The sequence below is a fragment of the Pseudoduganella lurida genome (assembly GCF_007830455.1).
In the GTDB taxonomy this organism is placed as follows: Bacteria; Pseudomonadota; Gammaproteobacteria; order Burkholderiales; family Burkholderiaceae_D; genus Rugamonas; species Rugamonas lurida.
The window spans coordinates 317,698-340,744 of the sequence record NZ_VLLB01000003.1; the positions used below are offsets into that span (position 1 = coordinate 317,698).

At 65.5% G+C, this 23,047-nt stretch carries 22 protein-coding genes; 17 read left to right on the plus strand and 5 right to left on the minus strand.

Features of this window, described 5'->3' with window-relative positions; all coding sequences use genetic code 11:
* Positions 1–138 precede the first annotated feature (138 nt).
* The 12 genes from IP91_RS10885 (at position 139) to IP91_RS10940 (ending at position 10,982) form a co-directional block, all read left to right on the plus strand.
* A complete protein-coding gene (locus IP91_RS10885; RefSeq protein WP_145648988.1) occupies positions 139–501 on the plus strand; it encodes a DUF6152 family protein in 363 nt (120 codons plus the stop codon).
* Entirely contained in the window at positions 498–1,007 is a 510-nt protein-coding gene (locus IP91_RS10890; protein ID WP_229474255.1) for a hypothetical protein, read from the plus strand. Before IP91_RS10885 ends, IP91_RS10890 begins: the two co-directional genes overlap by 4 nt.
* A gap of 57 nt (positions 1,008–1,064) precedes the next feature.
* A complete protein-coding gene (locus IP91_RS10895) occupies positions 1,065–1,802 on the plus strand; it encodes a metallophosphoesterase family protein (protein ID WP_145648989.1) in 738 nt (245 codons plus the stop codon).
* A 74-nt stretch (positions 1,803–1,876) separates the two neighbouring features.
* Positions 1,877–2,668 carry a transporter gene (locus tag IP91_RS10900; protein WP_145648990.1) on the plus strand — a complete coding sequence of 264 codons (792 nt, stop codon included), beginning with the start codon at positions 1,877–1,879 and terminating at the stop codon, positions 2,666–2,668.
* 163 nt (positions 2,669–2,831) lie between these two features.
* Positions 2,832–4,295 carry a catalase gene (locus tag IP91_RS10905; RefSeq protein ID WP_145648991.1) on the plus strand — a complete coding sequence of 488 codons (1,464 nt, stop codon included), beginning with the start codon at positions 2,832–2,834 and terminating at the stop codon, positions 4,293–4,295.
* Positions 4,296–4,532: 237 nt separating this feature from the next.
* Entirely contained in the window at positions 4,533–5,657 is a 1,125-nt protein-coding gene (locus tag IP91_RS10910) for a M14 family metallopeptidase (protein ID WP_145648992.1), read from the plus strand.
* 1 nt (position 5,658) lies between these two features.
* A complete protein-coding gene (locus IP91_RS10915; RefSeq protein WP_145648993.1) occupies positions 5,659–6,123 on the plus strand; it encodes a CYTH domain-containing protein in 465 nt (154 codons plus the stop codon).
* A gap of 300 nt (positions 6,124–6,423) precedes the next feature.
* Positions 6,424–6,972 (plus strand): hypothetical protein, encoded by a 549-nt coding sequence (locus IP91_RS10920; protein ID WP_145648994.1) that lies wholly within the window; start codon positions 6,424–6,426, stop codon positions 6,970–6,972.
* Between the two features lie 146 nt (positions 6,973–7,118).
* Positions 7,119–8,315 (plus strand): hypothetical protein, encoded by a 1,197-nt coding sequence (locus IP91_RS10925; protein WP_145648995.1) that lies wholly within the window; start codon positions 7,119–7,121, stop codon positions 8,313–8,315.
* 3 nt (positions 8,316–8,318) lie between these two features.
* Positions 8,319–9,998 (plus strand): ShlB/FhaC/HecB family hemolysin secretion/activation protein, encoded by a 1,680-nt coding sequence (locus IP91_RS10930; protein ID WP_145648996.1) that lies wholly within the window; start codon positions 8,319–8,321, stop codon positions 9,996–9,998.
* Between the two features lie 139 nt (positions 9,999–10,137).
* Positions 10,138–10,524 carry a hypothetical protein gene (locus tag IP91_RS10935; RefSeq protein WP_145648997.1) on the plus strand — a complete coding sequence of 129 codons (387 nt, stop codon included), beginning with the start codon at positions 10,138–10,140 and terminating at the stop codon, positions 10,522–10,524.
* A gap of 59 nt (positions 10,525–10,583) precedes the next feature.
* Positions 10,584–10,982 carry a hypothetical protein gene (locus IP91_RS10940; protein ID WP_145648998.1) on the plus strand — a complete coding sequence of 133 codons (399 nt, stop codon included), beginning with the start codon at positions 10,584–10,586 and terminating at the stop codon, positions 10,980–10,982.
* A gap of 107 nt (positions 10,983–11,089) precedes the next feature.
* Here the strand turns inward: IP91_RS10940 and IP91_RS10945 are convergent, their stop codons facing one another.
* The 5 genes from IP91_RS10945 to IP91_RS10965 all read right to left on the minus strand — a co-directional run bounded on the left by IP91_RS10945 (position 11,090) and on the right by IP91_RS10965 (position 18,219).
* Positions 11,090–12,355 carry a DUF2863 family protein gene (locus IP91_RS10945; RefSeq protein ID WP_145648999.1) on the minus strand — a complete coding sequence of 422 codons (1,266 nt, stop codon included), beginning with the start codon at positions 12,353–12,355 and terminating at the stop codon, positions 11,090–11,092.
* Positions 12,356–12,739: 384 nt separating this feature from the next.
* Positions 12,740–15,463, minus strand: a complete 2,724-nt coding sequence (gene acnA, locus IP91_RS10950; RefSeq protein ID WP_145649000.1) for an aconitate hydratase AcnA — start codon at positions 15,461–15,463, stop codon at positions 12,740–12,742.
* Positions 15,464–15,529: 66 nt separating this feature from the next.
* Positions 15,530–16,123 carry an MliC family protein gene (locus tag IP91_RS10955; RefSeq protein WP_229474257.1) on the minus strand — a complete coding sequence of 198 codons (594 nt, stop codon included), beginning with the start codon at positions 16,121–16,123 and terminating at the stop codon, positions 15,530–15,532.
* Positions 16,123–17,121: an HpcH/HpaI aldolase/citrate lyase family protein gene (locus IP91_RS10960; protein ID WP_145649001.1), complete on the minus strand. Its 999-nt coding sequence runs from the start codon at positions 17,119–17,121 to the stop codon at positions 16,123–16,125. The genes IP91_RS10955 and IP91_RS10960 overlap by 1 nt, the downstream gene beginning before the upstream one ends.
* Positions 17,122–17,229: 108 nt before the next feature.
* Positions 17,230–18,219: a malate dehydrogenase gene (locus IP91_RS10965; protein WP_145649002.1), complete on the minus strand. Its 990-nt coding sequence runs from the start codon at positions 18,217–18,219 to the stop codon at positions 17,230–17,232.
* A gap of 414 nt (positions 18,220–18,633) precedes the next feature.
* Here IP91_RS10965 and IP91_RS10970 point away from each other — a divergent pair, with 414 nt between their 5' ends.
* The 5 genes from IP91_RS10970 to IP91_RS10990 all read left to right on the plus strand — a co-directional run bounded on the left by IP91_RS10970 (position 18,634) and on the right by IP91_RS10990 (position 23,041).
* A complete protein-coding gene (locus IP91_RS10970; protein WP_145649003.1) occupies positions 18,634–19,509 on the plus strand; it encodes a GntR family transcriptional regulator in 876 nt (291 codons plus the stop codon).
* Positions 19,510–19,747: 238 nt separating this feature from the next.
* The gene (gene sdhC, locus IP91_RS10975; RefSeq protein ID WP_145649004.1) at positions 19,748–20,170 is read left to right on the plus strand and encodes a succinate dehydrogenase, cytochrome b556 subunit; all 423 of its coding nucleotides are present in this window, start codon (positions 19,748–19,750) and stop codon (positions 20,168–20,170) included.
* 2 nt (positions 20,171–20,172) lie between these two features.
* Positions 20,173–20,535 (plus strand): succinate dehydrogenase, hydrophobic membrane anchor protein, encoded by a 363-nt coding sequence (gene sdhD / locus IP91_RS10980; RefSeq protein WP_145649005.1) that lies wholly within the window; start codon positions 20,173–20,175, stop codon positions 20,533–20,535.
* 3 nt (positions 20,536–20,538) lie between these two features.
* Positions 20,539–22,317 carry a succinate dehydrogenase flavoprotein subunit gene (gene sdhA / locus IP91_RS10985; RefSeq protein WP_145649006.1) on the plus strand — a complete coding sequence of 593 codons (1,779 nt, stop codon included), beginning with the start codon at positions 20,539–20,541 and terminating at the stop codon, positions 22,315–22,317.
* A 13-nt stretch (positions 22,318–22,330) separates the two neighbouring features.
* On the plus strand, positions 22,331–23,041 hold the full coding sequence (locus IP91_RS10990; RefSeq protein ID WP_145649007.1) for a succinate dehydrogenase iron-sulfur subunit: 711 nt from the start codon (positions 22,331–22,333) through the stop codon (positions 23,039–23,041).
* Positions 23,042–23,047 lie beyond the last annotated feature (6 nt).

Below are 23,047 nucleotides of genomic sequence, written 5' to 3' on the forward strand. Positions count from 1 at the left end.
TTTGTCGCTTCAATGTGCCTGGCGGCCAACAAGCTGATTCGGGGCCGGCAGCCGCCGGCCCCGCGGCAATCGAATACCGTTGCGGTTTCCGGCCGATCGTTTACAGTTCAAGCACCGCCACGATCACCGGAGAACCGCATGAAACGCCGTCGCCTCCTGCCCCTGCTGCTGGGTTCGTCCCTGCTGGCCACCCTGTCCGTCACCGCCTTTGCCCACCACGGCTGGAGCGAATACGATGCCGGCAAACCGCTCGACCTCGCCGGCACGATCGCCGCCAGCGGCTACACGCAGCCGCACGGCTTCATCGAACTGAAGACGGCCGGGAAGACCTGGCATGTGGTGCTGGCCCCGCCATCGCGCATGGAGGGCCGCGGCCTGCCGAAGGCGGCGCTGGTGGCGGGCGCGCAGGCCACCGTGCATGGCTACCCGCACCGGACGAAGCCCGATGAGCTGCGCGCCGAACGCATCACGATCGGCGACAAGACCACCGAGCTGCGTTGATCGCTGCGGTGGTGAACACGCTGCTGCCGCCATCCTGGACCGCATGGGTGGCCGGCACGCCGCTGGCCGCTGCGATGCGGGAGGGCGTGTGGCTGTACCCGCTCGTGGAGACGGTGCACATCGTGGGCTTCGCGCTGCTGGTCGGCGCCGTCGCGATGTTCGACCTGCGCGTGCTCGGTTGCGCGCGGGGGCTGCCGGTGCGCGCACTGGGCCGGCATCTGCTGCCCTGGGCCATCGGCAGCCTGCTGCTGATCGTGCCGGCCGGGCTGCTGATGTTCACCAGCCAGCCGGCGCAATTCGCGGCCAATGGCACCTTCCAGCTGAAGCTGGCGCTGATCGCCGCCGCCGGCATCAACGCGGCCGCGTTTCATCTGGGCGTCTATCGGGGCGTGGCGCGCTGGGACGTGGGGGCCGCCGCGCCAGTCGGTGCGAAGGTGCACGCGCTGCTGTCGCTGCTGCTGTGGGTGGGCGTGATCGGTTGCGGGCGGCTGCTGGCCTATGCCTGAACACCGCGCTGAGCACCGCAGTCCCGCTACACTGACGGTTCCACGGCGGAGGCGCACATGAAAATCGCGGCAATCTCGGATATCCACGGCAACCTGGGCGCGCTGGACGCGGTGCTGGCCGACATCGTGCGGCGCGGCGTGACCGTCACCGTCAATCTGGGCGACATTCTCTCGGGCCCGCTGCAGCCGCGCGAAACGGCGGGGCGCCTGATGGGGCTGGACATGCCGACCATCGCCGGCAACCACGAGCGGCAGGTGCTGATGCACGTGCCGGAGAAGATGGGGGCTTCGGACCGCTACGCGCATGAACAGATCACCCCGGTGCAGCGGGCCTGGCTGCATTCGCTGCCGGCCACGCTGCGGCTGGCGGAAGATGTGCTGCTGGTGCACGGCACGCCGTCCTCCGACCTGGTGTACTGGATGGAGACCGTGACGGAAGCAGGGCAGCGGCCTGCCACCTACGCCGAGGTGCTGGAGCGGGCCGGCACGGTGCAGGCCTCGCTGGTCCTGTGCGGCCACACGCACGTGGCGCGCAGCATGCAGCTCGATGACGGGCGCCTCGTCGTCAACCCCGGCAGCGTCGGCCTGCAGGCCTATGATGACGACCAGCCGTGGCCGCACAAGGCCGAGAGTTATACGCCGCATGCCCGCTATGCGATCGTCGAACGCACGCGGCAGGGCTGGCTGGTCGAGCACATCGCGGTGCCGTATGACTGGGGCGCTGCCGCGGCGCTGGCGGAGCGCAATGGCCGGCCGGAGTGGGCCTACGCCCTGCGCACGGGCCGCATGCCGTGAACGGGACGGCAGGGTTGCCTCTGCGGCGCTAGACTGTCGCCTTTCCTGTCTTATTCAACGTTCCGGAGTTTTCGATGTCCCTGCGCCCGTTCCCTTCTTGCCTTCTCCTGTGCGCCACGCTGGCGCCACTGAGCGCGCTCGCCCAGCAGGATGAGCCGATCAGCACGGACCGGCCGGACTTCGTCAATTCCGCCGATGTGGTGGGCAAGGGCACCGTGCAGGTCGAGACGGGCTTTGCGCTGGAACGCAACCGCGACGCCGGCGAGAAGGAGCGCACCACCAGCACGCCCGTGCTGCTGCGGGTAGGCGTGTCGGACACGCTGGAACTGCGCGCCGAAACGGACGGCCGCGTGCGCCACCGCGTCGACGGCGCAACGCGCGCCCGCGAGCGGGGCTGGGCGGACGACGTCATCGGCATCAAGTGGCATGCCCGCGACGCCGATGAGGGCGGTCCATCGGTGGGCTTCACCCTGGAAGCGGACCTCGACACGGGCTCGCCGGCCTTCCGCGGCAATGGCGTGCAGCCGGCGCTGGGCATGTCCGCGGAATGGGACCTGCCGCAGGACATGTCGCTGGGCGTGATGCCGGGCCTCACGCGGGTGAAGAACGACGATGGCTCGCATGGCGTCAACGGCTTCTTCGGCATCGTGCTGGACAAGGCCTGGAACGATCACTTCAAGACCTTCGCCGAATTCGCGGCGCCGCAGATCGCCCATGCGAAGAACGGCGGCACGCAGGCCCAGGCCGATGTGGGCGTCGCCTGGCTGCTCACGCGCGACTGCCAGCTCGATGCCATGTACTCCCGCGGCCTGAACAGCCACACTGCCGACCACGCGGTCACGGTCGGGTTGTCGTTCCGGCTGTAGCAGCGGCCACCAGACTGTTGCCTGAAAAATGGGGTCTGTCCCCATTTTTATGGAAACATTACTCTGCCATTGGAAATAGCTATTGTGTTGATTTAATCAATTGACTTTGCCAATCCTTAATGCGAACGTAAAATTTCCCTACGTTCACATCAAGGAGCAAAGCATGAGCCAGCCGCCTATCACTACCGCCTCCGGCATTCCCGTCGCCGACAACCAGAATTCCGCCAGCGCCGGCCCGCGCGGTCCGCTGCTGCTGCAGGATTTCCACCTGGTCGAAAAGCTCCAGCACTTCAACCGCGAGCGCATTCCGGAGCGCGTGGTGCACGCCAAGGGTTCCGGCGCCTATGGCACCTTCACCGTCACCCACGACATCCGCGGCTTCACGAAAGCCAAGCTGTTCGCGTCGGTCGGCAAGCAGACCGACACGTTCCTGCGCTTCTCCACCGTCGGTGGCGAGAAGGGCAGTGCCGATACCGAACGCGATCCGCGCGGCTTCGCGCTGCGCTTCTACACGGAAGAAGGCAACTGGGACCTGGTCGGCAACAACACGCCGGTATTCTTCCTGAAGGACGGCATCAAGTTCCCGGACTTCATCCACACCCAGAAGCGCGATCCGCAAACGAACCTGAAATCGGCCACGATGATGTTCGACTTCTGGAGCAAGGCGCCGGAAAGCCTGCACCAGGTCACCACGCTGTTCTCCAGCCGCGGCACGCCGGACGGCTACCGCCACATGCACGGCTTCGGCAGCCATACCTACAGCATGATCAACGATGCCGGTGAACGCGTCTACGTGAAGTACCACTTCCTCACGCAGCAGGGCATCAGGAACCTCACCGCAGCGGAAGCCACGCGCATCGCCGGCAGCGATCCGGACTACGCGCAGCGCGACCTGTTCAACGCGATCGCCCGCGGCGACTTCCCGCGCTGGACGCTGTCGATCCAGGTGGCCACCGAGGCCCAGCTGGCAGCGTGGGAACAGCGCACCGGCTGGAACCCGTTCGACCTGACGAAGGTGTGGCCGCACGGCGACTTCCCGATGCAGCAGGTGGGCGTGCTGGAACTGAACCGCAATCCGCTGAACTACCACGCGGAAGTGGAGCAGGCCGCGCTGTCGCCATCGAACGTGGTGCCGGGCCTGGGCTACTCGCCGGACAAGATGCTGCAGGCGCGCCTGTTCGCCTACCACGATGCGCAGCTGTACCGCGTGGGCACCAACCACCAGTACCTGCCGGTGAACGCGCCGCGCTGCCCGGTGCACAACCAGCAGCGTGACGGTGCGATGGCCTTCGCCAACGGCGGCGCGCAGCAGAACTACGCCACGGTCGAAGCGGGCGGCACCAATCCGCAAGGCCTCGGCAATGGCGAGCCGGCACTGGCACTCGATGGCGCGGCGGGCCGCTACGACCCGCGCGGCACGGACGACGACTACACCCAGGCGGGCAACCTGTTCCGCCTGCTGGACGCCGCCGAACGCCAGGCCCTGTGCGACAACCTGGCCGGTCCCCTGTCGCAGGTCTCGGACGAGATCGTGCAGCGCCAGCTGGGCCACTTCGACAAGGCCGATGTCGCCTACGGTGCCGGCGTGCGCGCCGCATTGAAAGCCCGCGGCCGCAACGTCGACTAAGACGGTCCAGCTCGTGTCCACCGTGGGGTCAACCCCATTTTCGGACACGAGCTCGACCTTGTAGCGCTGGCAGACCTGAGCGCTTTTTCGGTTCGGGGCTTGCCCGGGAGCGACAAGGAATGGCCGGGTCCGTGTCCGATTTCGGGGTTGACCCCGTGGCGGACACGGGCTCGGCCGTTTTTGCATTCACGCGCCAAAGCGAGGACAATGACGCCACCTCAACCCAAGGCCCCGACAATGACCATCAAAATCAGCCACAACTTCGACTCCGGCGCGATCGACGTCGTGAGCGCGGAGAATCCTGCCAGTATCGAACTGAAGCTGCGCAAGGATTCGCACGCCGACATCAACCAGTGGTTCCACTACCGCGTGCAGGGTGCGCGCGGCAAGGCGCTGACGATGCACTTCCTGAACGCCGGCCAGGCCACGTATCCGAAAGGCTTCGAGGACTACAACGCCTGCGCCAGCTACGACGGCGAGAACTGGTTCCGCGTGCCCACCTCGTTCGACGGCCAGGTGATGACCGTGCGGCACACGCCGGAGCTGGACAGCGTCTACTACGCCTACTTCGAGCCGTATTCGTGGGAACGCCACCTGCGCCTGCTGGGCGAAGTGGCGCAGCATCCGCTGGCGCGCGTGCAGGACCTGGGCTCCACCGTCGATGGCCGCGACATGAACCTGGTCACCATCGGCAACCCGGAAGCGGAGAAGAAGATCTGGTTCATCGCCCGCCAGCATCCCGGCGAATCGATGGCCGAATGGTATGTGGAAGGCCTGATCGATGCGCTGCTGGACGACGCCAATCCGATCGCCCGCAAGCTGCTGCAGCGCTGCGTGTTCCACATCGTGCCGAACATGAATCCGGACGGCTCGGTGCGCGGCAACCTGCGCACGAACGGCGCGGGCGCGAACCTGAACCGCGAATGGATGACGCCCACCCTGGAGCGCTCGCCGGAAGTGCTGTGCGTGAAGCAGAAGATGCACGAGACGGGTGTCGACATGTTCTTCGACATCCATGGCGACGAGGCGCTGCCGTACAACTTCGTGGCCGGTAACGAGATGCTGGAGAACTTCAGCGCGGAGCGCGCCGCCACGCAGCAGACCTTCATCGAACGCTACAAGAATGCCAGCCCGGACTTCCAGGACCGCATCGGCTACCCGGTCAGCAAGTACAAGGAAGACATGCTCACGCTGGCCTCCAAGTACGTGGGTCACCACTTCGGCTGCCTGGCGCTGACGCTGGAGATGCCGTTCAAGGACAACGCCGACCTGCCGGTGCCGAGCGTCGGCTGGAACGGCGCGCGCAGCGCCGCCCTGGGCGCCGCCATCCTGCAGCCGATCCTGCTGGCGCTGGGAGACTGAGATGGGCGTCGAGATCGAGCACAAGTTCCTGGTGCGCGGTGATGGCTGGCGCGCGCAGGGCAAGCCCGTGCTGCTGCGCCAGGGCTACCTGTCGTCGCATCCGGAGCGTGTAGTGCGGGTGCGTATCGAGGGCGATCATGCCGTGATGACGATCAAGAGCAAGTCGGTCGGCATCACGCGCGGCGAATGGGAATATCCGCTGCCGATGGCCGATGCGGCCGAATTCCTCGAACGCCTGTGCGAGCAGCCGATCATCGAAAAGTACCGGCGTCGCATCGAACATGCGGGATTCACATGGGAAGTCGATGAATTCCTGGGCGCGAATGCGGGCTTGATCGTCGCGGAAATCGAATTGCCGTCGGAAGACACGCCATTCGAGAAGCCGGAATGGGTGGGCGAGGACGTGACCGACGACCAGAGGTATCTCAATTCGAATCTGATTGCCCATCCTTTTTCGGCTTGGTAATGACGCCAGATAATCGGATTCGACCCTCTGAAATAAGGTTTATTAAATTCCAGATGGTAACAAAAATAAAAACCAAGAGTTGACAGTGTTTTCCAAGGCCCTGATTTTCAGGGCCTTTTTCGTTTGAGAATGTTTCCTTGATAGTAGGACTGTTCCCACCTCGACAGGGACTGAACGCCGATGTTTAACGATTGAAGAGCCCGGTAATCTTCGTCTCACGGTAACGCAAACGAGTTACCAGACCTTCGAAACCTACTTAGAAACATAACAGCGCCAAGGCGCGAAAACAGGAGAACTACCATGCGTAAATCGATCATCGCTGCAGCCATTCTTGCCACCTCGATGGCTGGCGCTTCCTTCGCTCAGACCGCCCAGAACAACAGCGGCTCGCAGAACAACTCGTCCAGCTCGTCGGCATCGAAAAACAGCTCGAACAACAGCAACGGTAGCGGCCAGGCCAACGGCGGCGTGGGCCTGAACCTGGGCCTGGGCGCTGGCGCCAGCGGCTCCGGCCAGAACAGCAACTCGGCATCGAAGCAGTCGGGCACCCGTTCGACCAACGCCGTGGACCGCATGGTGAACGGCACGAACGGTAACAACGGTAACAGCGGTTCGAACAGCTCGGGCAGCTCGAGCAACTCGTCGACCGGCTCGTCGAACGGTTCGTCGTCCTCGTCGAACTCGGGCTCCGGCCAGGGTAATGCCGGTGCCGGCCTGAACCTGGGCCTGGGCGTGGGCGGCGGTGCGTCGGGCCAGGGTTCGAACTCGAACTCGTCGTCGGGCTCGTCGCACAACATGAACAACGGTTCGTCGCAATCGACCGGCAACACCAGCAACAACGGCCGTTAATTGCCACTTAGCCGAGTTCGCTGATTGCCAGCGTCCTGCCTGCACCGGCCCGCCGGTTGCCGGCACCCCACGCGGGTGAGGCATAGAGAACCCGCCGGCACTGTCCGGCGGGTTTTTGTTATCGATACTAGACATCGGGATCAGCCATGCAGACCAGATACCTCGGCCTGATGCTGCCGCTCGCCCTCGGGCTGGGCGGCTGCGCGGTCAACCTCACCGCCGGTGGCGGCCCCAATACCGGCGGTGGTGGCGGAGGCGGCGACGACGCCGGCAACAGCGCGCAGGTGCAGCAGGACGGGTCCGGCATTTCGGACAATACCCTCGAATTCCAGGCGCAGAATGTGGCTGGTACCGGCACCGGGCTGTCGCTCGGCCAGGGCCTCTCGAACCGTGGCATGCCCATCGTGCCGATCAATGCGCTGGTTGCGCGGGGCTTTGCCGCCGGCAGCAACCCGAATGCCGTCCTGCGCGGCCTGGGCAACGGCACCGGCGCCGCGCTGCGCAACATCACCGCGCCGGTGGCCCGTGCCGCCCAGGCGGCAGCACCGGTCGCGGATGCGCTGGCCGTGGTCGCGCAGCCCACTGCGAAGACCGTGACGGCGGTGGCGATTCCCGCCGGTGCGGCAATCCAGTCGACGCAGCAGGTCACCACCGCTGCCGGTGGCGTCGTGGCGCCGGCGACCAGTGCTGCCGGCAAGGCCGTCAGCGCGACTGCCACGCCGGCCGCCGAAGCCGTCGCGCAAGCCGCCACACCTGCCACGCAGGCCGCCGGCAAGGCCGCAGCAGCCGTCACGCAACCGGCTGGCCAGGTGGTGGCCCCCGTCGCCGGTGGCGCAAAACCCGCGCTGAATGCACTGGCGGCGACAACGAAAGCCACCACCGGTGCACTGTCTCCCGTGACGCAAGCCGCGTCGCCAGTGAGCAAGGCGGTTGCCGTCACCGTGAAACCGCTGGCCGATACCGCGCGGCCCGTGGCGAAAGGTGCCGCGCCGGCCGTGGCCGCCGTGGCGAAGACCGCCGCGCCGATCGCGCAGGCCGCCTCGCCGGTCGCGAAACCCGTGGCCGATGCGGCCGGCGGCGCCGCGAACGCCGCGGCCGATGCCAAGCAGACGGTGGCCGATGCCGCGGCACCCGTGGCCGATGCGGCCGCGCCCGCTTCGGCCGCCGCCCAGCCGCTGCTGAGCCCACTGGGCATCAAGCTGGCCAATTCCGGCGGCAGCGCCGGCAAGGCACCCGTCAACCTGCGCACCGCGCCGTCGCAACCCGCGGCGGGCAGCGGCAGCGCGCCATCCACGCCGGCCGCCGCGCTGGCCAGCCTGCGCGGTGCGCTGGGAGGAAGATAACTGATGACACGTCCAAAGAAGGTCGTTCGCAAGGAAGTACAGCTGGGCGTTCGCATGGCACTTGCCGCATCGCTGGGCCTGGCGTTCGCAGCGCCGCCCGCCTGGGCACAAAGCGAAAGCAATCTGCAGCGCACGCTGCCGCGCGCCCAGCCGCGCCAGCCGGAATCGAACGCCGCGCTGCGCGAGCCGATGCAGAACCTGGACCAGCTGGAAAACGTGGCGGTGCATCCGACCGATATCCGCATCGCCGGCGTGAAGTCGGTGCCGTTCGCCGAGATCTCCGCCGTCTTCAGCCAGTTCAACAACCAGGACACGACGGTCGGCCAGCTGGCCGAGGCGGCAAAGAAGGTGGCGGATGTGTACGCGCAGCACGGCTATGCGCTGTCGTTTGCCTATCTGCCGGTGCAGGACATGGCCAACGGCCGGGTGCAGATCGTGGTGGTGGAGGGCTACATCGGCAATGTCGTCATCAACGATGCGCCGCCGAACCTGCTGCCGCAGATCCGCAGGCTGGCCGAGCGCCTGAAGGAAGAGCGGCCCCTCAGGCGCAGCAGCTTCGAGCGCTACGTGAGCCTGATCTCGCGCCTGCCCGGCATCGGCGTGGACGCCAACGTGCAGCCGCCGCAGAACACCGATGGCGCGGCCGAGCTCACGCTCGACGTGCACTTCAAGCGCTTCAACACCACGGCAGCGCTGGACGCGAACCACCCCGGCTTCGAAGGCATGCTGTCGGCCACCGTGAACGGCCTGACGCCGCTGGCGGACCAGCTGACGGCGTCGATCATGTGGCCGCGCGGCGATTACGACAAGCGCTACTACTCGGTCGAATACGCGCTGCCGCTGGGGTCGGACGGCCTGATGCTGCGCGCCTCCGCCTACCGCTACGAGGGCAAGGCCAACCAGGTGTATTACTACGATGTGCCACTCAACCAGTCCTATCGCGATGCGCGGGGCTCGGTAATGCTGTCGTATCCGCTGATCCTGGAAGCGGGGCGCAGCGTGATGCTGGAAGGCGGCGTGTATGGCTCCGGCAGCGGCGAGATCTATTCCGTGCCGGGCGTGGACGAGCGGCTCGACCTGCGCGCCAATGTGCGCGCGGCGCAGCTGGGCATCAACGCCAGCTGGCAGCGCGAGCGCTACTCGGCCGAGGCCAGCGCGCAGGTCATCCGCGCCTTCAAGGGCGTGGGCTCCAGCCAGCTGGAGGACCTGGTCGATCTCGAATTCGTGAAGACGCGCGTGTCGGCCAACCGCCGCGACTCGTGGGGCGAGGACAATTCGATCGGCACCTTCATCAATGCCACCTACCAGCATTCGGGCCGGCGCCTGCCGACCAGCGAGAAGATCGTCTTCGGCGGCAGCTACTTCGCGTCCGCGTATCCTTCGGGCGATGCCAGCGGCGATACCGGCTGGGCGATCTCGGGCGAGATCAGCAAGGGCTTCCTGCTGAAGAAGGCCTACCTGAACAGCCTGCAGCCCTTTGTCGGCTTCGATGCGGCCAAGGTGAAGAATGCCACCGACTTCTCCTCGCGCGACACCTTGAAGTCGGGCTTCGTGGGCCTGCGCTTCGATGTCAACGAGAAGCTCAATGTGGCGATTTCGGCGGCCAAGCCGATCGGCGTGGCACCGCTGGGCGAGACGGGCAAGCCGTGGCGCTACAACCTGCAGGGCGGCGTGAGCTTCTGATGCTGGACGGCTGGGCGCGGTAGGAGAGGTCCGACCCGCGCAGCCGTCGCCGGACTATGCCCTCTCGCCGGGGGAGGGGATAAGCTTGGTCACTCGGTCATCCGACCGTCCCACCATCATCTCATCTGGAGAATGCACCATGCGTAAAACACTGATCGCAGCAGTTCTCGCCACGCTTGCCAGCGTCGCTCATGCGCAGTCCAGCAGCAGCACCGGCTCGACCGATCCCCAGCGCACCTCCGGCGCGGCGGGCAGCGAGGCAGGTGGTGGCGCCGATACGGGTGGCCACGCGAATGCCAAGGCGAAGAAGAGCGCCAAGTCCGGCAAGCATGCGGGCAAGGAAGCCGGGGCAAGCTCGGGTACCAGTGCGGGCACGGCCGCTGGCGGCATGACCTCCGGCGGGTGGTCCGGCACGGGTACGACAGGCACTGGCACTTCGGGAACCGAAGGTGGCACGAGCAACGGTTCGAACAGCGGCGAAGCCTCCGGCACCGAGAGCAACTCGGCCGGCAACCTGAAGCGCTGATTCATCACTACCGGCGGGTCGCAGCCTGCGTCCCGCCGGTGCATAACAGGAGTTTATCCATGCGCAAGTCACTCATCACAGCATTGTTCGCCATGACGGCCGGCGCCGCGTTCGCGCAGGTGCCGCCCGGCACGGCGCCGGCCGCCGAAACCCTGCGCAATGTCGAGCCCACCCAGTCCACAGTCGGCCCGCACGACCAGACCGGCAAGCATGCGGACAAGGATGCGAAGGGCAAGAAGCCTGCCAAGCACAAGAAACAGGCCACCACGAAACCGCACAAGACCGAGGATGCGGCCTCCGCCGCGCGGGAGGCTGGCAGCGGCAGCACGCCGACCGGCGCCCATGGCACCGGCACGATGGGTAGCAGCCCGATCAGCGGCAATAACGGCACCGCCGGCGCCGTCGGGACGGGGCCGAGCGGGAATACCAATGTGCCCACGGGGGCAGACAAGCGCTGATTTCGTCCAGTCGAGTTCGTGTCACATGGTGTCAGGCACTGTGACACGGACTCGGCCGTAAAAAAACCTCGCGGTGGCGAGGTTTTTTTGTTGGGCGAGCGCGGTGGTCAGTGGAAGTGCTCGGTGCCGGCGGGGGCGTCTTCCGGCATTTCGGCGTGGACCAGTTCGCCCGCGGGGTCGGCGAACAGGGGGGCGCCGCAGTCGTCGCAGTATTCGGCCACGTAGCGTTCCGCCAGTTTCTTGATGACGGTGATGCCGGCCGCGTTCAGGTGCTCGACGATTTCCTCGACGGGCGTGCGCGGCTGCAGCAGGTTGGCGATGCCGCCGGCCAGCGGGCCTTCCGGTGGCGTGCCTTCCTCGTCCTCCTGGCCATACAGGGGCCAGACGACGCCATACATCACATCCGTATCGGCGCGGCGCGTGAAGGCGACGCGGTATTCGTCCACCTGGCCCTCGGCCGCTTCCTCGCCGAAGCCGGCGATGACGGCGCGCAGGTCGGCCGGTTCGCAGGCCAGCGAGTGCGTCAGGTAGTGGACGGCGGCGCGGATCGAGACGGGGCGGATCAGCTTGTCGGCTTCGCGGCAGGCCATGTAGTAGGCTTCCGGCAGCAGCAGCTCGATGCCGCAGCCCGGCAGCAGGCGCGCGACGGTCGGCGTGGCCTGCAGGCGCCAGGCTTCCAGCGCGTTGCGGCGCTCGTCCGCCTGGTGCAGGTGGGCGCCCGGCATCTGCCAGCGGAACATCGGACCGCCGGCCGGTGCCACGACGGCAGCGATCAGGTAGCGGGTATCGGCCAGGAAGGGCGCCGTTTCCGGTGCCTTCACGTCCGTCTTCACGGCCACGCCCTTCACGGCGGCCTGCGCCAGCTTGTGCATCTTCGCGTAGGTTTCCGCATGGGTGCGCGGCAGCTGGTCGATCGAGAACAGGTTCGATGCCATGGCCAGCTTGGTGCCATCGGCCAGCAGGTGCGCGGAGAAGTGCGCGGACAGCGTGTTGAGCAGCTCGGCCGGCAGCGGGCCGGAGGCGATCGAAAAGCGCGTCCAGGCCAGGATCGGCGCGCCGACCAGCAGCACGTCGTACTGCACCGGGGCGCCATCGGTTTCAACGGTGATGGTGGCCGATTCGCTGACGGCTTCCACGCCATCCATCAGCACGTCATAGGCGTTCAGGTCGGCCGCGAACAGGTTGTTCAGCGCGGCATCGACGGTATCCTGGTGGTTCGTTTTGAGCAGCTTGCACAGCTGCGTATCCAGCGCACGCTCCCAGCTGCGCTCTTCGAGACGGCTTGCCGCCTGGCCGACGGCCTGGGCAAGGGTGGAAAGGCGCTGGCTGTCGGCAGACAATTTTTGGGATGAATCTTTGGTTGGGCGACGCATGGCGCTGACGATCTCTGTAGTAGTAAAAAACTTATCGGGTCTATTGTAGTTGATTCGATGGGGTCTGTCCCCGCAGGGGGACAGACCCCGGTTTTTTGCTGGCGCAACGTTAGCGTATGCGTAAAAGCGGAGGGGGTTTCGTGCGGATCGGCGGAAAACCGGGGTCAGTCCCCGGAGGCTGCAACTGCAAGCACATCGGCCTCGGGTTGATGGGGACAGACCCCTGCGGATCTGCTGGCGAAAGGCTGGGGTCAGACCCGCGGACCTGATAACGGCTGACGGCAAGGCGACCGGCGCTGTGGGTCAGACCCCGTAGCTCGGCGGTTACGGGTGAAAAAAAACGCCGGGCGAGCCCGGCGTTTTCGGTGCAGAGCAGCGTAAGGCTTACGCGGCCAGCAGCTGGCGCAGCACGAATGGCAGGATGCCGCCGTGCTTGTAGTAGTCCACCTCGATCGGCGTGTCGATGCGCAGCAGCACGCGCACGTCCTGCTTGGTGCCGTCCTCGCGGGTGATCGTCAGCGTGACGATCTGCTGCGGCTTGATGTCGCCTTCCAGGCCCGTCAGGTCGAAGACTTCCTTGCCCGTGATGCCCAGCGATTCGACGCTGTCGTTGCCGATGAACTGCAGCGGCAGCACGCCCATGCCGACCAGGTTGGAGCGGTGGATGCGCTCGAACGAGCGGCACAGCACGGCCTTCACGCCCAGCAGCTGGGTGCCCTTGGCGGCCCAGTCGCGCGACGAGCCGGTGCCGTACTCTTCGCCGCCGAAGATCATGGTCGGCGTGCCGGCTGCCACGTACTGCATGGCCGCGTCGTAGATCGACAGCTGTTCGCCGGACGGCTGGTGGATCGTGATGCCGCCTTCGACTGCCGAACCGTCGGCCTTCGGCGGGATCATCTTGTTCTTGATGCGCACGTTGGCGAACGTACCGCGCATCATGATCTCGTGGTTGCCGCGGCGCGAGCCGTACGAGTTGAAGTCGGCCTTCAGCACGCCGTGGTCCTTCAGCCATTTGCCGGCCGGACCGTCTTCCTTGATCGAACCGGCCGGGGAGATGTGGTCGGTGGTGATCGAGTCGCCGAACACGCCCAGCGCGCGGGCACCGGTGATGTTCGCTTCGGTCGCCTTCGGCGTCATCTCGAAGTCGGCGAAGAACGGCGGCTCGGCGATGTACGTCGAGTCAGGCCAGTTGTAGACCTGGCCTTCGACCGTCGACACGTTTTCCCACAGCTTGCCCGGGTTGTTCTTCACGTCCGCATAGTTCGACTTGAACACTTCCGAGTTCATCGCGAACTTCATCAGTTCGGCGATCTCGTCGGAGGTCGGCCAGATGTCGCCCAGGTAGACGTCGCGGCCGTTGGTGCCCTTGCCGACCGGTTCCGTCATCAGGTCGCGCGTCACGTTGCCGGCGATCGCGTAGGCGACGACCAGCGGTGGCGAAGCCAGGAAGTTGGCGCGGATGTTCGGGTGGATCCGGGCTTCGAAGTTGCGGTTACCGGAAAGCACGGCGGCCGCCACGATGTCGTTGGTCTGGATCGCCGCGTTCAGTTCCGGCGTCAGGTCGCCCGCATTGCCGATGCAGGTGGTGCAGCCGTAGGCCGTCACGCCGAAGCCCAGCTTGTCCAGGTAGGGCAGCAGGCCGGCGGCCGTCAGGTATTCCGTCACGACGCGCGAGCCGGGGGCCAGCGACGACTTGATGTGCGGCGCCACCGTCAGGCCGGCTTCCACGGCCTTCTTGGCCAGCAGGCCGGCGGCCAGCAGCACGCTCGGGTTCGACGTGTTGGTGCAGGAGGTGATGGCGGCGATCAGGATGTCGCCGTTCTTCACCTGCACGTTGTTGGTCGTCTCGTACGTGGTGGTGAGATCCGCCGGATCCTTGTTGAAGCCGTTCTGCGAGGTCGGCTTGGCGAACAGGTCGGTGAAGGTGGACTTGACGTTGCCGATCTCGATACGGTCCTGCGGGCGCTTCGGGCCGGCCAGCGACGGCGTGACGGTCGACAGGTCCAGGTTCACTTCGCGCGTGAAGTCCAGTTCACCGGCTTTGGCCACGCCGTACATGTTCTGCGCCTTGAAGTAGGCCTGGAAGGCGGCGATTTCCTCTTCGGTGCGGCCGGTGCCTTCGAAGTAGGCGATGGTCTTGTCGTCGACCGGGAAGAAGCCCATCGTGGCGCCGTATTCCGGGGCCATGTTGCCGATGGTGGCGCGGTCCGTGACGGACAGCGACTCGGTGCCTTCGCCGAAGAACTCGACGAACTTGCCGACGACTTTCTCTTTACGCAGCAGTTCCGTGATGGTCAGCACCAGGTCGGTCGCCGTGCAGCCTTCGCGCAGCTGGCCCGTCAGGTTCACGCCGATCACGTCCGGCGTCAGGAAGTACACGGGCTGGCCCAGCATGCCGGCTTCCGCCTCGATGCCGCCCACGCCCCAGCCCACCACGCCGATGCCGTTGATCATCGTGGTGTGCGAGTCGGTGCCCACCAGCGAATCCGGGTAGTACACGCCGCCCGCGTTGTGCACGCCGCGCGCCAGGTATTCCAGGTTGACCTGGTGGACGATGCCGAAGCCCGGTGGCACCACGCCGAACGTGTCGAACGCCTGCATGCCCCACTTCATGAACTGGTAGCGCTCGTTATTGCGCGAGAATTCCAGCTTCATGTTCAGGTCCAGCGCCTTCGGCTCGCGGAAGTGATCGATGGTGACGGAGTGGTCGACCACCAGGTCGACCGGCACCAGCGGCTCGATCTTCTTCGGGTTCGCGCCCTGCTTGTAGGCGACGTTGCGCATCGCGGCCAGGTCGGCCAGCAGCGGCACGCCGGTGAAGTCCTGCAGCACCACGCGGGCCACGACGAACGGGATCTCGTCGGTGCGCGCGCCGGTCGGGTCCCAGCTGGCCAGCTGGCGGATGTGCTCTTCGGTGACCTTCTTGCCGTCGCAGTTGCGCAGCACGGATTCCAGCACCACCCGGATCGAGACCGGCAGGCGCGAGATGTTCACGCCCAGTGCTTCCTGCAGTGCCGGCAGCGAGTACAGCTTGCCCTTGGTCTTGCCGGCGATCGGGAATTCCTTGAGCGTGTTGAACGTGTTCGTCGTGTAGGTGTTACTGGACATGACCTCTCCTTCAGGTGGGTGTCTGTTATTGATCGAGATAGTGCTGTGCTTGTATTTCTGTATTGCTTACTTCGTTACCGGCCGCGCGTCCGCCTGCGCCGGGGCGCCGGTGACGGGAGCCGCCGGCGCCGTTGTCTGGCCGGGCGCCTGCGCCTGCATCGGGGTCTCTGCCGGCTTGTTCTGTTCCGCGTTGCGGCATTCGTTGGCCAGCTGGCGGTTCAGCTTCGAATCGAGCAGCAGGCCCTTGGACGGGATGCCGATCCAGATCAGGCCATACAGCCTGTTCTCGAAGCGCTGCGCGCCGGTGGTGGTGGCCACCTGCGTGAGGCGGTGCAGGCGCGTCTTCCAGCGCAGCGCGATATGGCCTTCGTCGCCGGCGTTGCGGTAGATGGTGACCTTGTTGCCCATCTCGCAGCTGAATTCGTCGACGGTGGCTTCGGCCACGTCCGGTTCATCCGCTTCCGGATCGGGTTCTTTCGCGGCGGCCGCCGCCGCAGCGGCAGCCTTTTTCGACTTGGCGGAGACGGCCTTGGGCTTGGCGGCCGTCTTCTTGGCCGCGGCCGTTTTTGCCTTGGCCGGTTCGGCGGCCTGCGCCGCCGGCGCGAAGGCCAGCACGGCGCCCAGGCCCAGCGCGGCGGCGAGGAATTTAATGAGGGACATCAGGTGTTTTCCGTTGCGTTGGTGGGCGGTAGCCAAGCAGCCGCCGATTCGGGCAGCGGCAGCCCGGCCAGCTTCGCGCGGCGCAGCACCGTCCAGTAGTAGCGGTAACTGGCGCGGTCGTGCAGGCGGCCGTGCAGGCTGATCGGACCCCAGCTGGCCTTCTCGGCCTCGTGCAGGATCGCGGCCGCCTCGTTCGCTTCCGACAGGCGCGGCGTAAACGCCTTCAGCACCGGCTTGATCTGGCTGGGGTGGATGCTCCACATGCGTGTAAAACCGAATTCGGCGGCGGCGCGCTGGGCATCGTTGGCCACGCCGGCCGAATCCTTGATATCGGTGGTCACATTGTGCGACGGGATCTTGCCGTGCGCATGGCAGGCCGCGGCGATTTCCAGCTTGGCGCGCACCACCAGCGGGTTGACGAACTGGCCCGGCGTGCGCATGGCGCTGGCCGGAATGGCGCCGTAGTGGCTGGACACGAAATCCATGATGCCGAACGACAGGCATTCGACCTGGGGCAGGGCGGCGATGGCGAACACGCCGCGCAGCGCGCCATGCGTTTCGATCAGCACGTGCACGGGCAGGTTGCTGCGGCCGGTCTTCTTGGCGTGCGAATTGATCACGTCGATGGCGCGCATCACGTCCTGCACGCTGTCCGGCTTCGGCAGCACGATGTAGGCGAGGCGCGCACCGGCACGGCCGACGATGATCTCGACGTCGCGTGCGAAGTGGGGGCTGGCCACATCGTGCACGCGGGCGCCGATGCGGTCGAACCGGTTGTCGTCGCTCAGGACGAGATCGGCCACGAGCTGCGCATGCGCTTCCTCGTTGCCGGCAGCGGCGCCGTCTTCGCAATCGAAGGTGATGTCGAACACGGGCCCAAGCTCTTGTTGCAGGGCCATCGACTTGCGCATCAGCTTTTCCGAGCCGGCGTAGTGATCGCAGGCTGGCAGGAACAGCGGCTGGCGTTCGCCCTGGAATAAGACCTCGGATGGGTGCATTGGTGAGGCTGTTTTGGCGGTTGGCGGGCGGTTGGGGGCGGCGGGCGCGCGGTAGCGGCGTGGCGCGCACCGCATCGGCTGATGCAGTGCGCGCCACGCCCTGTCACATTACGGCAGCAGGTGCTTCACGCCTTCGCGTTCTTCGGTCAGTTCCTTCAGCGTCAGGTCGATGCGCTGCTGGGAGAACTCGTCGATCTCCAGGCCCTGCACGATCTTGTATTCGCCGTTTTCGGTGGTCACCGGGAAGCCGAACATCGTGCCTTCCGGGATGCCGTACGAACCGTCCGATGGCACGCCCATCGTGGTCCACTTGCCGTTGGTGCCCAGCACCCAGTCGCGCACGTGGTCGATGGCGGCGTTGGCGGCCGATGCGGCCGACGACAGGCCACGCGCTTCGATGATCGCGGCGCCGCGCTTGCCGACGGTCGGCAGGAACGTGTTGGCGTTCCATTCCTGGTCATTGATCAGGTCCTTGACGGACTTGCCGTCAACGGTGGCGAAGCGGTAGTCGGCGTACATGGTGGGCGAGTGGTTGCCCCACACGGTCAGCTTCTCGATGTCCTTCACGGCGGTGCCGGTCTTGGCGGCGACCTGCGACAGCGCGCGGTTGTGGTCCAGGCGCAGCATGGCGGTGAAGTTCTTGGCCGGCAGGGAAGGGGCCGATTTCATCGCGATGTAGGCGTTGGTGTTGGCCGGGTTGCCGACCACCAGCACTTTCACGTTGCGCGAGGCGACGGCGTCCAGCGCCTTGCCCTGCACCGTGAAGATCTGCGCATTGGCTTCCAGCAGGTCCTTGCGTTCCATGCCCGGGCCACGCGGACGGGCGCCGACCAGCAGGGCCACGTCGGCATCCTTGAAGGCGGTCATCGGGTCGGAGTGGGCGCTCATGCCGGCCAGCAGCGGGAAGGCGCAGTCGTCGATTTCCATCATGACGCCCTTGAGCGCCTTCTGGGCCTTCTCGTCGGCGATCTCGAGCAGTTGCAGGATGACTGGCTGGTCCTTGCCCAGCATGTCGCCATTGGCGATGCGGAACAGCAGGGAATAGCCGATCTGGCCGGCGGCGCCGGTAACGGCAACACGCAGTGGGGTTTTAGCCATGATGAATCTCCAAAGTGGAAAAAAGATCTGTGTTCGTGCCAGTGCGGGCCGCTGCCCCCCTGGCCTGTTTCCGCAAGCTGCCGCACGGCAGTCGCGCCGGTCAAACCGCAATGATACCAAATTCGCACCCCCCGAAGGTCCGCCGTTTCGGCCGGGGCGGCCGTGGCCGGCCGGCCCGAATCGCTCGGCCAGTGCGGGACGCGCGGGGCGGCAAACTTATAGCCGTTGCGGCACGTCGGTACCTGTTTCGGGTGCCTTCCGGTGTGCCGCGCGAGCGCCGCCCGGAATAACATCGACGGCGAGTGTAGGCCCCCTCATGCCTTCTGTCAATGCTATCTTATGTCTTATATAAGACATATAACTTAGGTGGTTATTACTGGACGGACAGTGCCTTTTGTGGTGAAATCGCGGTCTATGAATCCCGTCACGCCCAACCAGACCAGCCCAGGCGGCACAGCAGGCACGCCCGCGGCAGCGGCACCGGCCACGGGCGCTGCAGCAGGGGCGGCGGCGGGCACAGGAGCAGCGGCCGGGCAGGGTGCAGTGCCCGTCCACGCCAGCGCCACCGGAACCGCCCCCACGTTTTCGCCCCTCTACCAGCAGATCAAGGCCCTCATCACGCAGAGCCTGCAGTCCGGCGAGTGGAAGCCGGGCGAGATGATCCCCAGCGAAGTGGAACTGGCCAACCGCTACAAGGTCAGCCAGGGCACCGTGCGCAAGGCGATCGACGAGCTGGCCGCCGACAACCTGGTGATGCGCCGGCAGGGCAAGGGCACCTTCGTGTCCACCCACCACGAGGCGCGCGCCCACATCCGTTTCCTGCGCCTGCGGCCGGACGAAGGCCAGCCCCACTATCCCGAGAGCCGCTTCCTGGAAGTGAAGCGCCTGCGCGCGCCGGCGGACGTCGCGCGCCTGCTGGACCTGAAGTCGGGCGACGCCACCGTCTACATCAAGCGCGTGCAGTCGTTCGACGGCGTGCCGACGATCGTCGAGGAGCTGTGGCTGCCCGGCCTGCTGTTCAAGGGGCTGACGGCCGAGCGCCTGTCCGAATACAAGGGCCCGATGTACGGCCTGTTCGAATCCGAATTCGGCACGCGCATGATCCGTGCGGACGAAAAGGTGCGCGCCGTGCTGGCCGGTGCCGAGGATGCTGCACTGCTCCATGTGGAGGCCGGCGTGCCGCTGCTGTCGGCCGAACGCGTGTCCTTCACGTATGGCGACAAGCCCGTCGAACTGCGGCGCGGCCTGTATCTGACGGCGCGGCACCACTACCAGAACGACCTGAATTAGGGAAGAGGAAACTAGCGGTGCAGAATGGAGCGCTGCAACATAAATTTGGTTGTATGTAAGAATAGATATTGGTCGCGGCGGGGAAATGGGCGAAAATCGCAGTCCCACCACTGCAAGAATGTCAAATGATTGTGAAGCAGCACCCGACGACAAGGGGGCATTCCGGTCATGAGGAGTGCAGCGCTCATTGCAACGACCATGCAGTTTATTAAATAGCAATATAAAAGGGAGGTTATTCATGTCAGAAGCCGTTCGGGAAACCCAGCGCAAGCCGCGCCGGGAATTCCGCAATATCCACGTTACCGAGCTGATGAATTACCGTCAGCCGTTCTCGGCCATCGTGTCGATCATGCACCGCATCAGCGGCTTCCTGCTGTTCATCGCGCTGCCGTTCGTCCTGTACCTGCTGCAGGAAAGCATCCGCTCCGAACTCTCCTTTGCCCACTTCCAGGGCATTGCTTCCCACCCGTTCGCCAAGCTCGTCATCCTGGCGCTGGTCTGGGGCTATATGCACCACTTCTGCGCCGGCGTGCGCCACCTGGTGATGGATACCCACATCGGCCTGGACAAGGATTCCGCCCGCAAGAGTTCCGTTGCGGTGCTGGTGGTGACCTGGGTGGTCGTCATCCTCGTTGCCCTGAAACTGTTCGGAGTGTTCTAAGAATGAAAAACAATATCGGACCGAAGCGCCTCGTCGTTGGCGCCGGCTACGGCCTGGGTGAATTCCTGGCGCAGCGCGCCACTGCCGTGGTGATGGTGGTGTACACCGCCGTGCTGCTGATCTCCTTCCTGAGCGGTAACAACTTCTCGTACGAAGGCTGGGCCGGCCTGTTCGCGCAGACCTGGTTCAAGCTGTTCACGCTGGCCACCCTGATCGGCCTGTTCTATCACGCCTGGATCGGCGTCGTCAGCATCTACCAGGATTACGTCAAGAACATCGCCGTTCGTTTCATCCTGCATACCGCCTCCGCCATCTGGCTGGTCGCTTGCGCCGTGTGGTCGGTGCAGATTCTCTGGAGTGTGTAAATCGTGGCAGCTATCAAACCTGCAATCCCTGTCCGCCGCTTCGACGCGGTGATCGTTGGCGCCGGCGGTTCCGGCATGCGCGCCTCCCTGCAACTGGCGGAAGCCGGCCTGAACGTGGCCGTGCTGTCGAAAGTCTTCCCGACGCGCTCGCACACCGTGGCGGCGCAGGGCGGCATCGGCGCATCGCTGGGCAATATGGCCGAAGACAACTGGTTCTGGCACATGTTCGACACCGTCAAGGGTGGCGACTATCTCGGTGACCAGGACGCCATCGAATTCATGTGCCGCGAAGCCCCGAAGGTCGTGTACGAGCTGGAACACTTCGGCATGCCGTTCGACCGCAATCCCGACGGCACCATCTACCAGCGCCCGTTCGGCGGCCACACGGCCAACTTCGGCGAGAAGGCCGTGCAGCGTGCCTGCGCCGCGGCCGACCGTACCGGCCACGCGCTGCTGCACACGCTGTACCAGCGCAATGTCCGCGCCCGTACCCACTTCTTCGTGGAATGGATGGCGCTGGACGTGATCCGCGACAGCGAGGGCGATGTCCTGGGTGTCGTGGCGCTGGAAATGGAAACCGGCGAAGTGATGATCCTGCAAGCGAAGACCACCATCTTCGCCACCGGCGGCGCGGGCCGTATCTTTGCCGCGTCGACCAATGCGTTCATCAACACCGGCGACGGCATGGGCATGGCGGCACGCGCCGGCCTGCCGCTGCAGGACATGGAATTCTGGCAGTTCCACCCGACCGGCGTGGCCGGCGCGGGCGTCCTGATTACCGAAGGCGTGCGCGGCGAAGGCGGCATCCTGATCAACTCGGAAGGCGAGCGCTTCATGGAACGCTACGCGCCGACGCTGAAGGATCTGGCACCGCGCGACTTCGTCTCCCGTTCGATGGACCAGGAGATCAAGGAAGGCCGCGGCGTGGGTCCGAACAAGGACCACGTGCTGCTGGACCTGCGCCACATCGGCAAGGAAACCATCGAGAAGCGCCTGCCATCGATCCTGGAAATCGGCCACAAGTTCGCCAACGTCGATGCGACCAAGGAACCGATCCCCGTCGTGCCGACGATTCACTACCAGATGGGCGGCATTCCGACCAACATCCACGGCCAGGTGGTCACGCCGGCGGCGGACGGCACGCAGAAGGTCGTCAATGGCCTGTACGCGATCGGCGAATGCGCCTGCGTGTCGGTGCACGGCGCCAACCGCCTGGGCACCAACTCGCTGCTGGACCTGGTGGTGTTCGGCCGCGCGGCCGGCAACCACGTCGTCAACTCGGCGCTGCGCACCAAAGAGCACAAGCAGCTGCCGGGCGATGCGGCCGACTTCGCACTGAACCGCCTGAACAAGCTGGAAACCTCGACGGGTTCGGAAAAGGTGCAGGGCGTGGCCAACGACATCCGCGCCGCGATGCAGAAGTACTGCGGCGTGTTCCGTACCGACGACCTGCTCAAGCAGGGCTTCGACGAGATCATGAAGCTGGACGAGCGCCGCAAGCACGTGTCCTTCAAGGACAAGTCGAAGGTGTTCAACACGGCCCGCGTGGAAGCGCTGGAACTGGACAACCTGATCGAAACGGCCAAGGCCACCATCACGTCGGCCGTCGCCCGCAAGGAATCCCGTGGCGCCCACGCGCACAGCGATTTCCCGAACCGCGACGACGAAAACTGGATGAAGCACACGCTGTGGTTCTCCGCGGGCAACCGCCTGGAGTACAAGCCTGTCGTCACCAAACCGCTGACGGTGGAAACCTTCAAGCCCAAAGCACGTACATTCTAAGGCCTCGAAAAACATGGCACGCACTCTCAAATTCAAGATTTACCGCTACGATCCGGACAAGGACGACAAGCCGTACATGCAGGACCTGACGGTCGAACTGAAGGACACCGACAAGATGCTGCTGGACGCGCTGCAGCGCATCAAGTCCGACGTGGACGATTCGCTGGCCCTGCGCCGCTCGTGCCGCGAAGGCGTGTGCGGTTCGGACGCGATGAACGTCAACGGCAAGAACCGCCTGGCGTGCACGACGAACCTGAACGAGCTGGTGGAGCCGATCATCCTGCGTCCGCTGCCTGGCCTGCCGGTGATCCGCGACCTGATCGTCGACATGACGCAGTTCTTCAAGCAGTACGACTCGATCAAGCCGTTCCTGATCAACGACTCGATCCCGCCTGAAAAGGAACGCCTGCAGACGCCGGCCGAGCGCGAGGAACTGGACGGCCTGTACGAGTGCATCCTGTGCGCGTGCTGCTCCACGTCGTGCCCGTCGTTCTGGTGGAATCCGGACAAGTTCGTGGGCCCCGCCGGCCTGCTGCAGGCCTACCGCTTCATCGCCGACTCGCGCGACGAAGCCACCGGTGCCCGCCTGGACAACCTGGAAGACCCGTACCGCCTGTTCCGCTGCCACTCGATCATGAACTGCGTGGACGTGTGCCCGAAAGGCCTGAACCCGAACCGCGCGATCGGCAAGATCAAGGAACTGATGGTGCGTCGCGCCATCTGATCGGCG

What these genes read in the sequence shown, in the direction of transcription:
- IP91_RS10885 (WP_145648988.1), top strand. Translation starts at nt 139, where the DNA reads ATGAAACGCCGTCGCCTCCTGCCCCTGCTGCTGGGTTCGTCCCTGCTG.
- IP91_RS10895 (WP_145648989.1), top strand. Translation starts at nt 1,065, where the DNA reads ATGAAAATCGCGGCAATCTCGGATATCCACGGCAACCTGGGCGCGCTG.
- IP91_RS10900 (WP_145648990.1), top strand. Translation starts at nt 1,877, where the DNA reads ATGTCCCTGCGCCCGTTCCCTTCTTGCCTTCTCCTGTGCGCCACGCTG.
- IP91_RS10905 (WP_145648991.1), top strand. Translation starts at nt 2,832, where the DNA reads ATGAGCCAGCCGCCTATCACTACCGCCTCCGGCATTCCCGTCGCCGAC.
- IP91_RS10910 (WP_145648992.1), top strand. Translation starts at nt 4,533, where the DNA reads ATGACCATCAAAATCAGCCACAACTTCGACTCCGGCGCGATCGACGTC.
- IP91_RS10915 (WP_145648993.1), top strand. Translation starts at nt 5,659, where the DNA reads ATGGGCGTCGAGATCGAGCACAAGTTCCTGGTGCGCGGTGATGGCTGG.
- IP91_RS10920 (WP_145648994.1), top strand. Translation starts at nt 6,424, where the DNA reads ATGCGTAAATCGATCATCGCTGCAGCCATTCTTGCCACCTCGATGGCT.
- IP91_RS10925 (WP_145648995.1), top strand. Translation starts at nt 7,119, where the DNA reads ATGCAGACCAGATACCTCGGCCTGATGCTGCCGCTCGCCCTCGGGCTG.
- IP91_RS10930 (WP_145648996.1), top strand. Translation starts at nt 8,319, where the DNA reads ATGACACGTCCAAAGAAGGTCGTTCGCAAGGAAGTACAGCTGGGCGTT.
- IP91_RS10935 (WP_145648997.1), top strand. Translation starts at nt 10,138, where the DNA reads ATGCGTAAAACACTGATCGCAGCAGTTCTCGCCACGCTTGCCAGCGTC.
- IP91_RS10940 (WP_145648998.1), top strand. Translation starts at nt 10,584, where the DNA reads ATGCGCAAGTCACTCATCACAGCATTGTTCGCCATGACGGCCGGCGCC.
- IP91_RS10945 (WP_145648999.1), bottom strand. Translation starts at nt 12,355, where the DNA reads ATGCGTCGCCCAACCAAAGATTCATCCCAAAAATTGTCTGCCGACAGC.
- acnA (WP_145649000.1), bottom strand. Translation starts at nt 15,463, where the DNA reads ATGTCCAGTAACACCTACACGACGAACACGTTCAACACGCTCAAGGAA.
- IP91_RS10955 (WP_229474257.1), bottom strand. Translation starts at nt 16,123, where the DNA reads ATGTCCCTCATTAAATTCCTCGCCGCCGCGCTGGGCCTGGGCGCCGTG.
- IP91_RS10960 (WP_145649001.1), bottom strand. Translation starts at nt 17,121, where the DNA reads ATGCACCCATCCGAGGTCTTATTCCAGGGCGAACGCCAGCCGCTGTTC.
- IP91_RS10965 (WP_145649002.1), bottom strand. Translation starts at nt 18,219, where the DNA reads ATGGCTAAAACCCCACTGCGTGTTGCCGTTACCGGCGCCGCCGGCCAG.
- IP91_RS10970 (WP_145649003.1), top strand. Translation starts at nt 18,634, where the DNA reads ATGAATCCCGTCACGCCCAACCAGACCAGCCCAGGCGGCACAGCAGGC.
- sdhC (WP_145649004.1), top strand. Translation starts at nt 19,748, where the DNA reads ATGTCAGAAGCCGTTCGGGAAACCCAGCGCAAGCCGCGCCGGGAATTC.
- sdhD (WP_145649005.1), top strand. Translation starts at nt 20,173, where the DNA reads ATGAAAAACAATATCGGACCGAAGCGCCTCGTCGTTGGCGCCGGCTAC.
- IP91_RS10990 (WP_145649007.1), top strand. Translation starts at nt 22,331, where the DNA reads ATGGCACGCACTCTCAAATTCAAGATTTACCGCTACGATCCGGACAAG.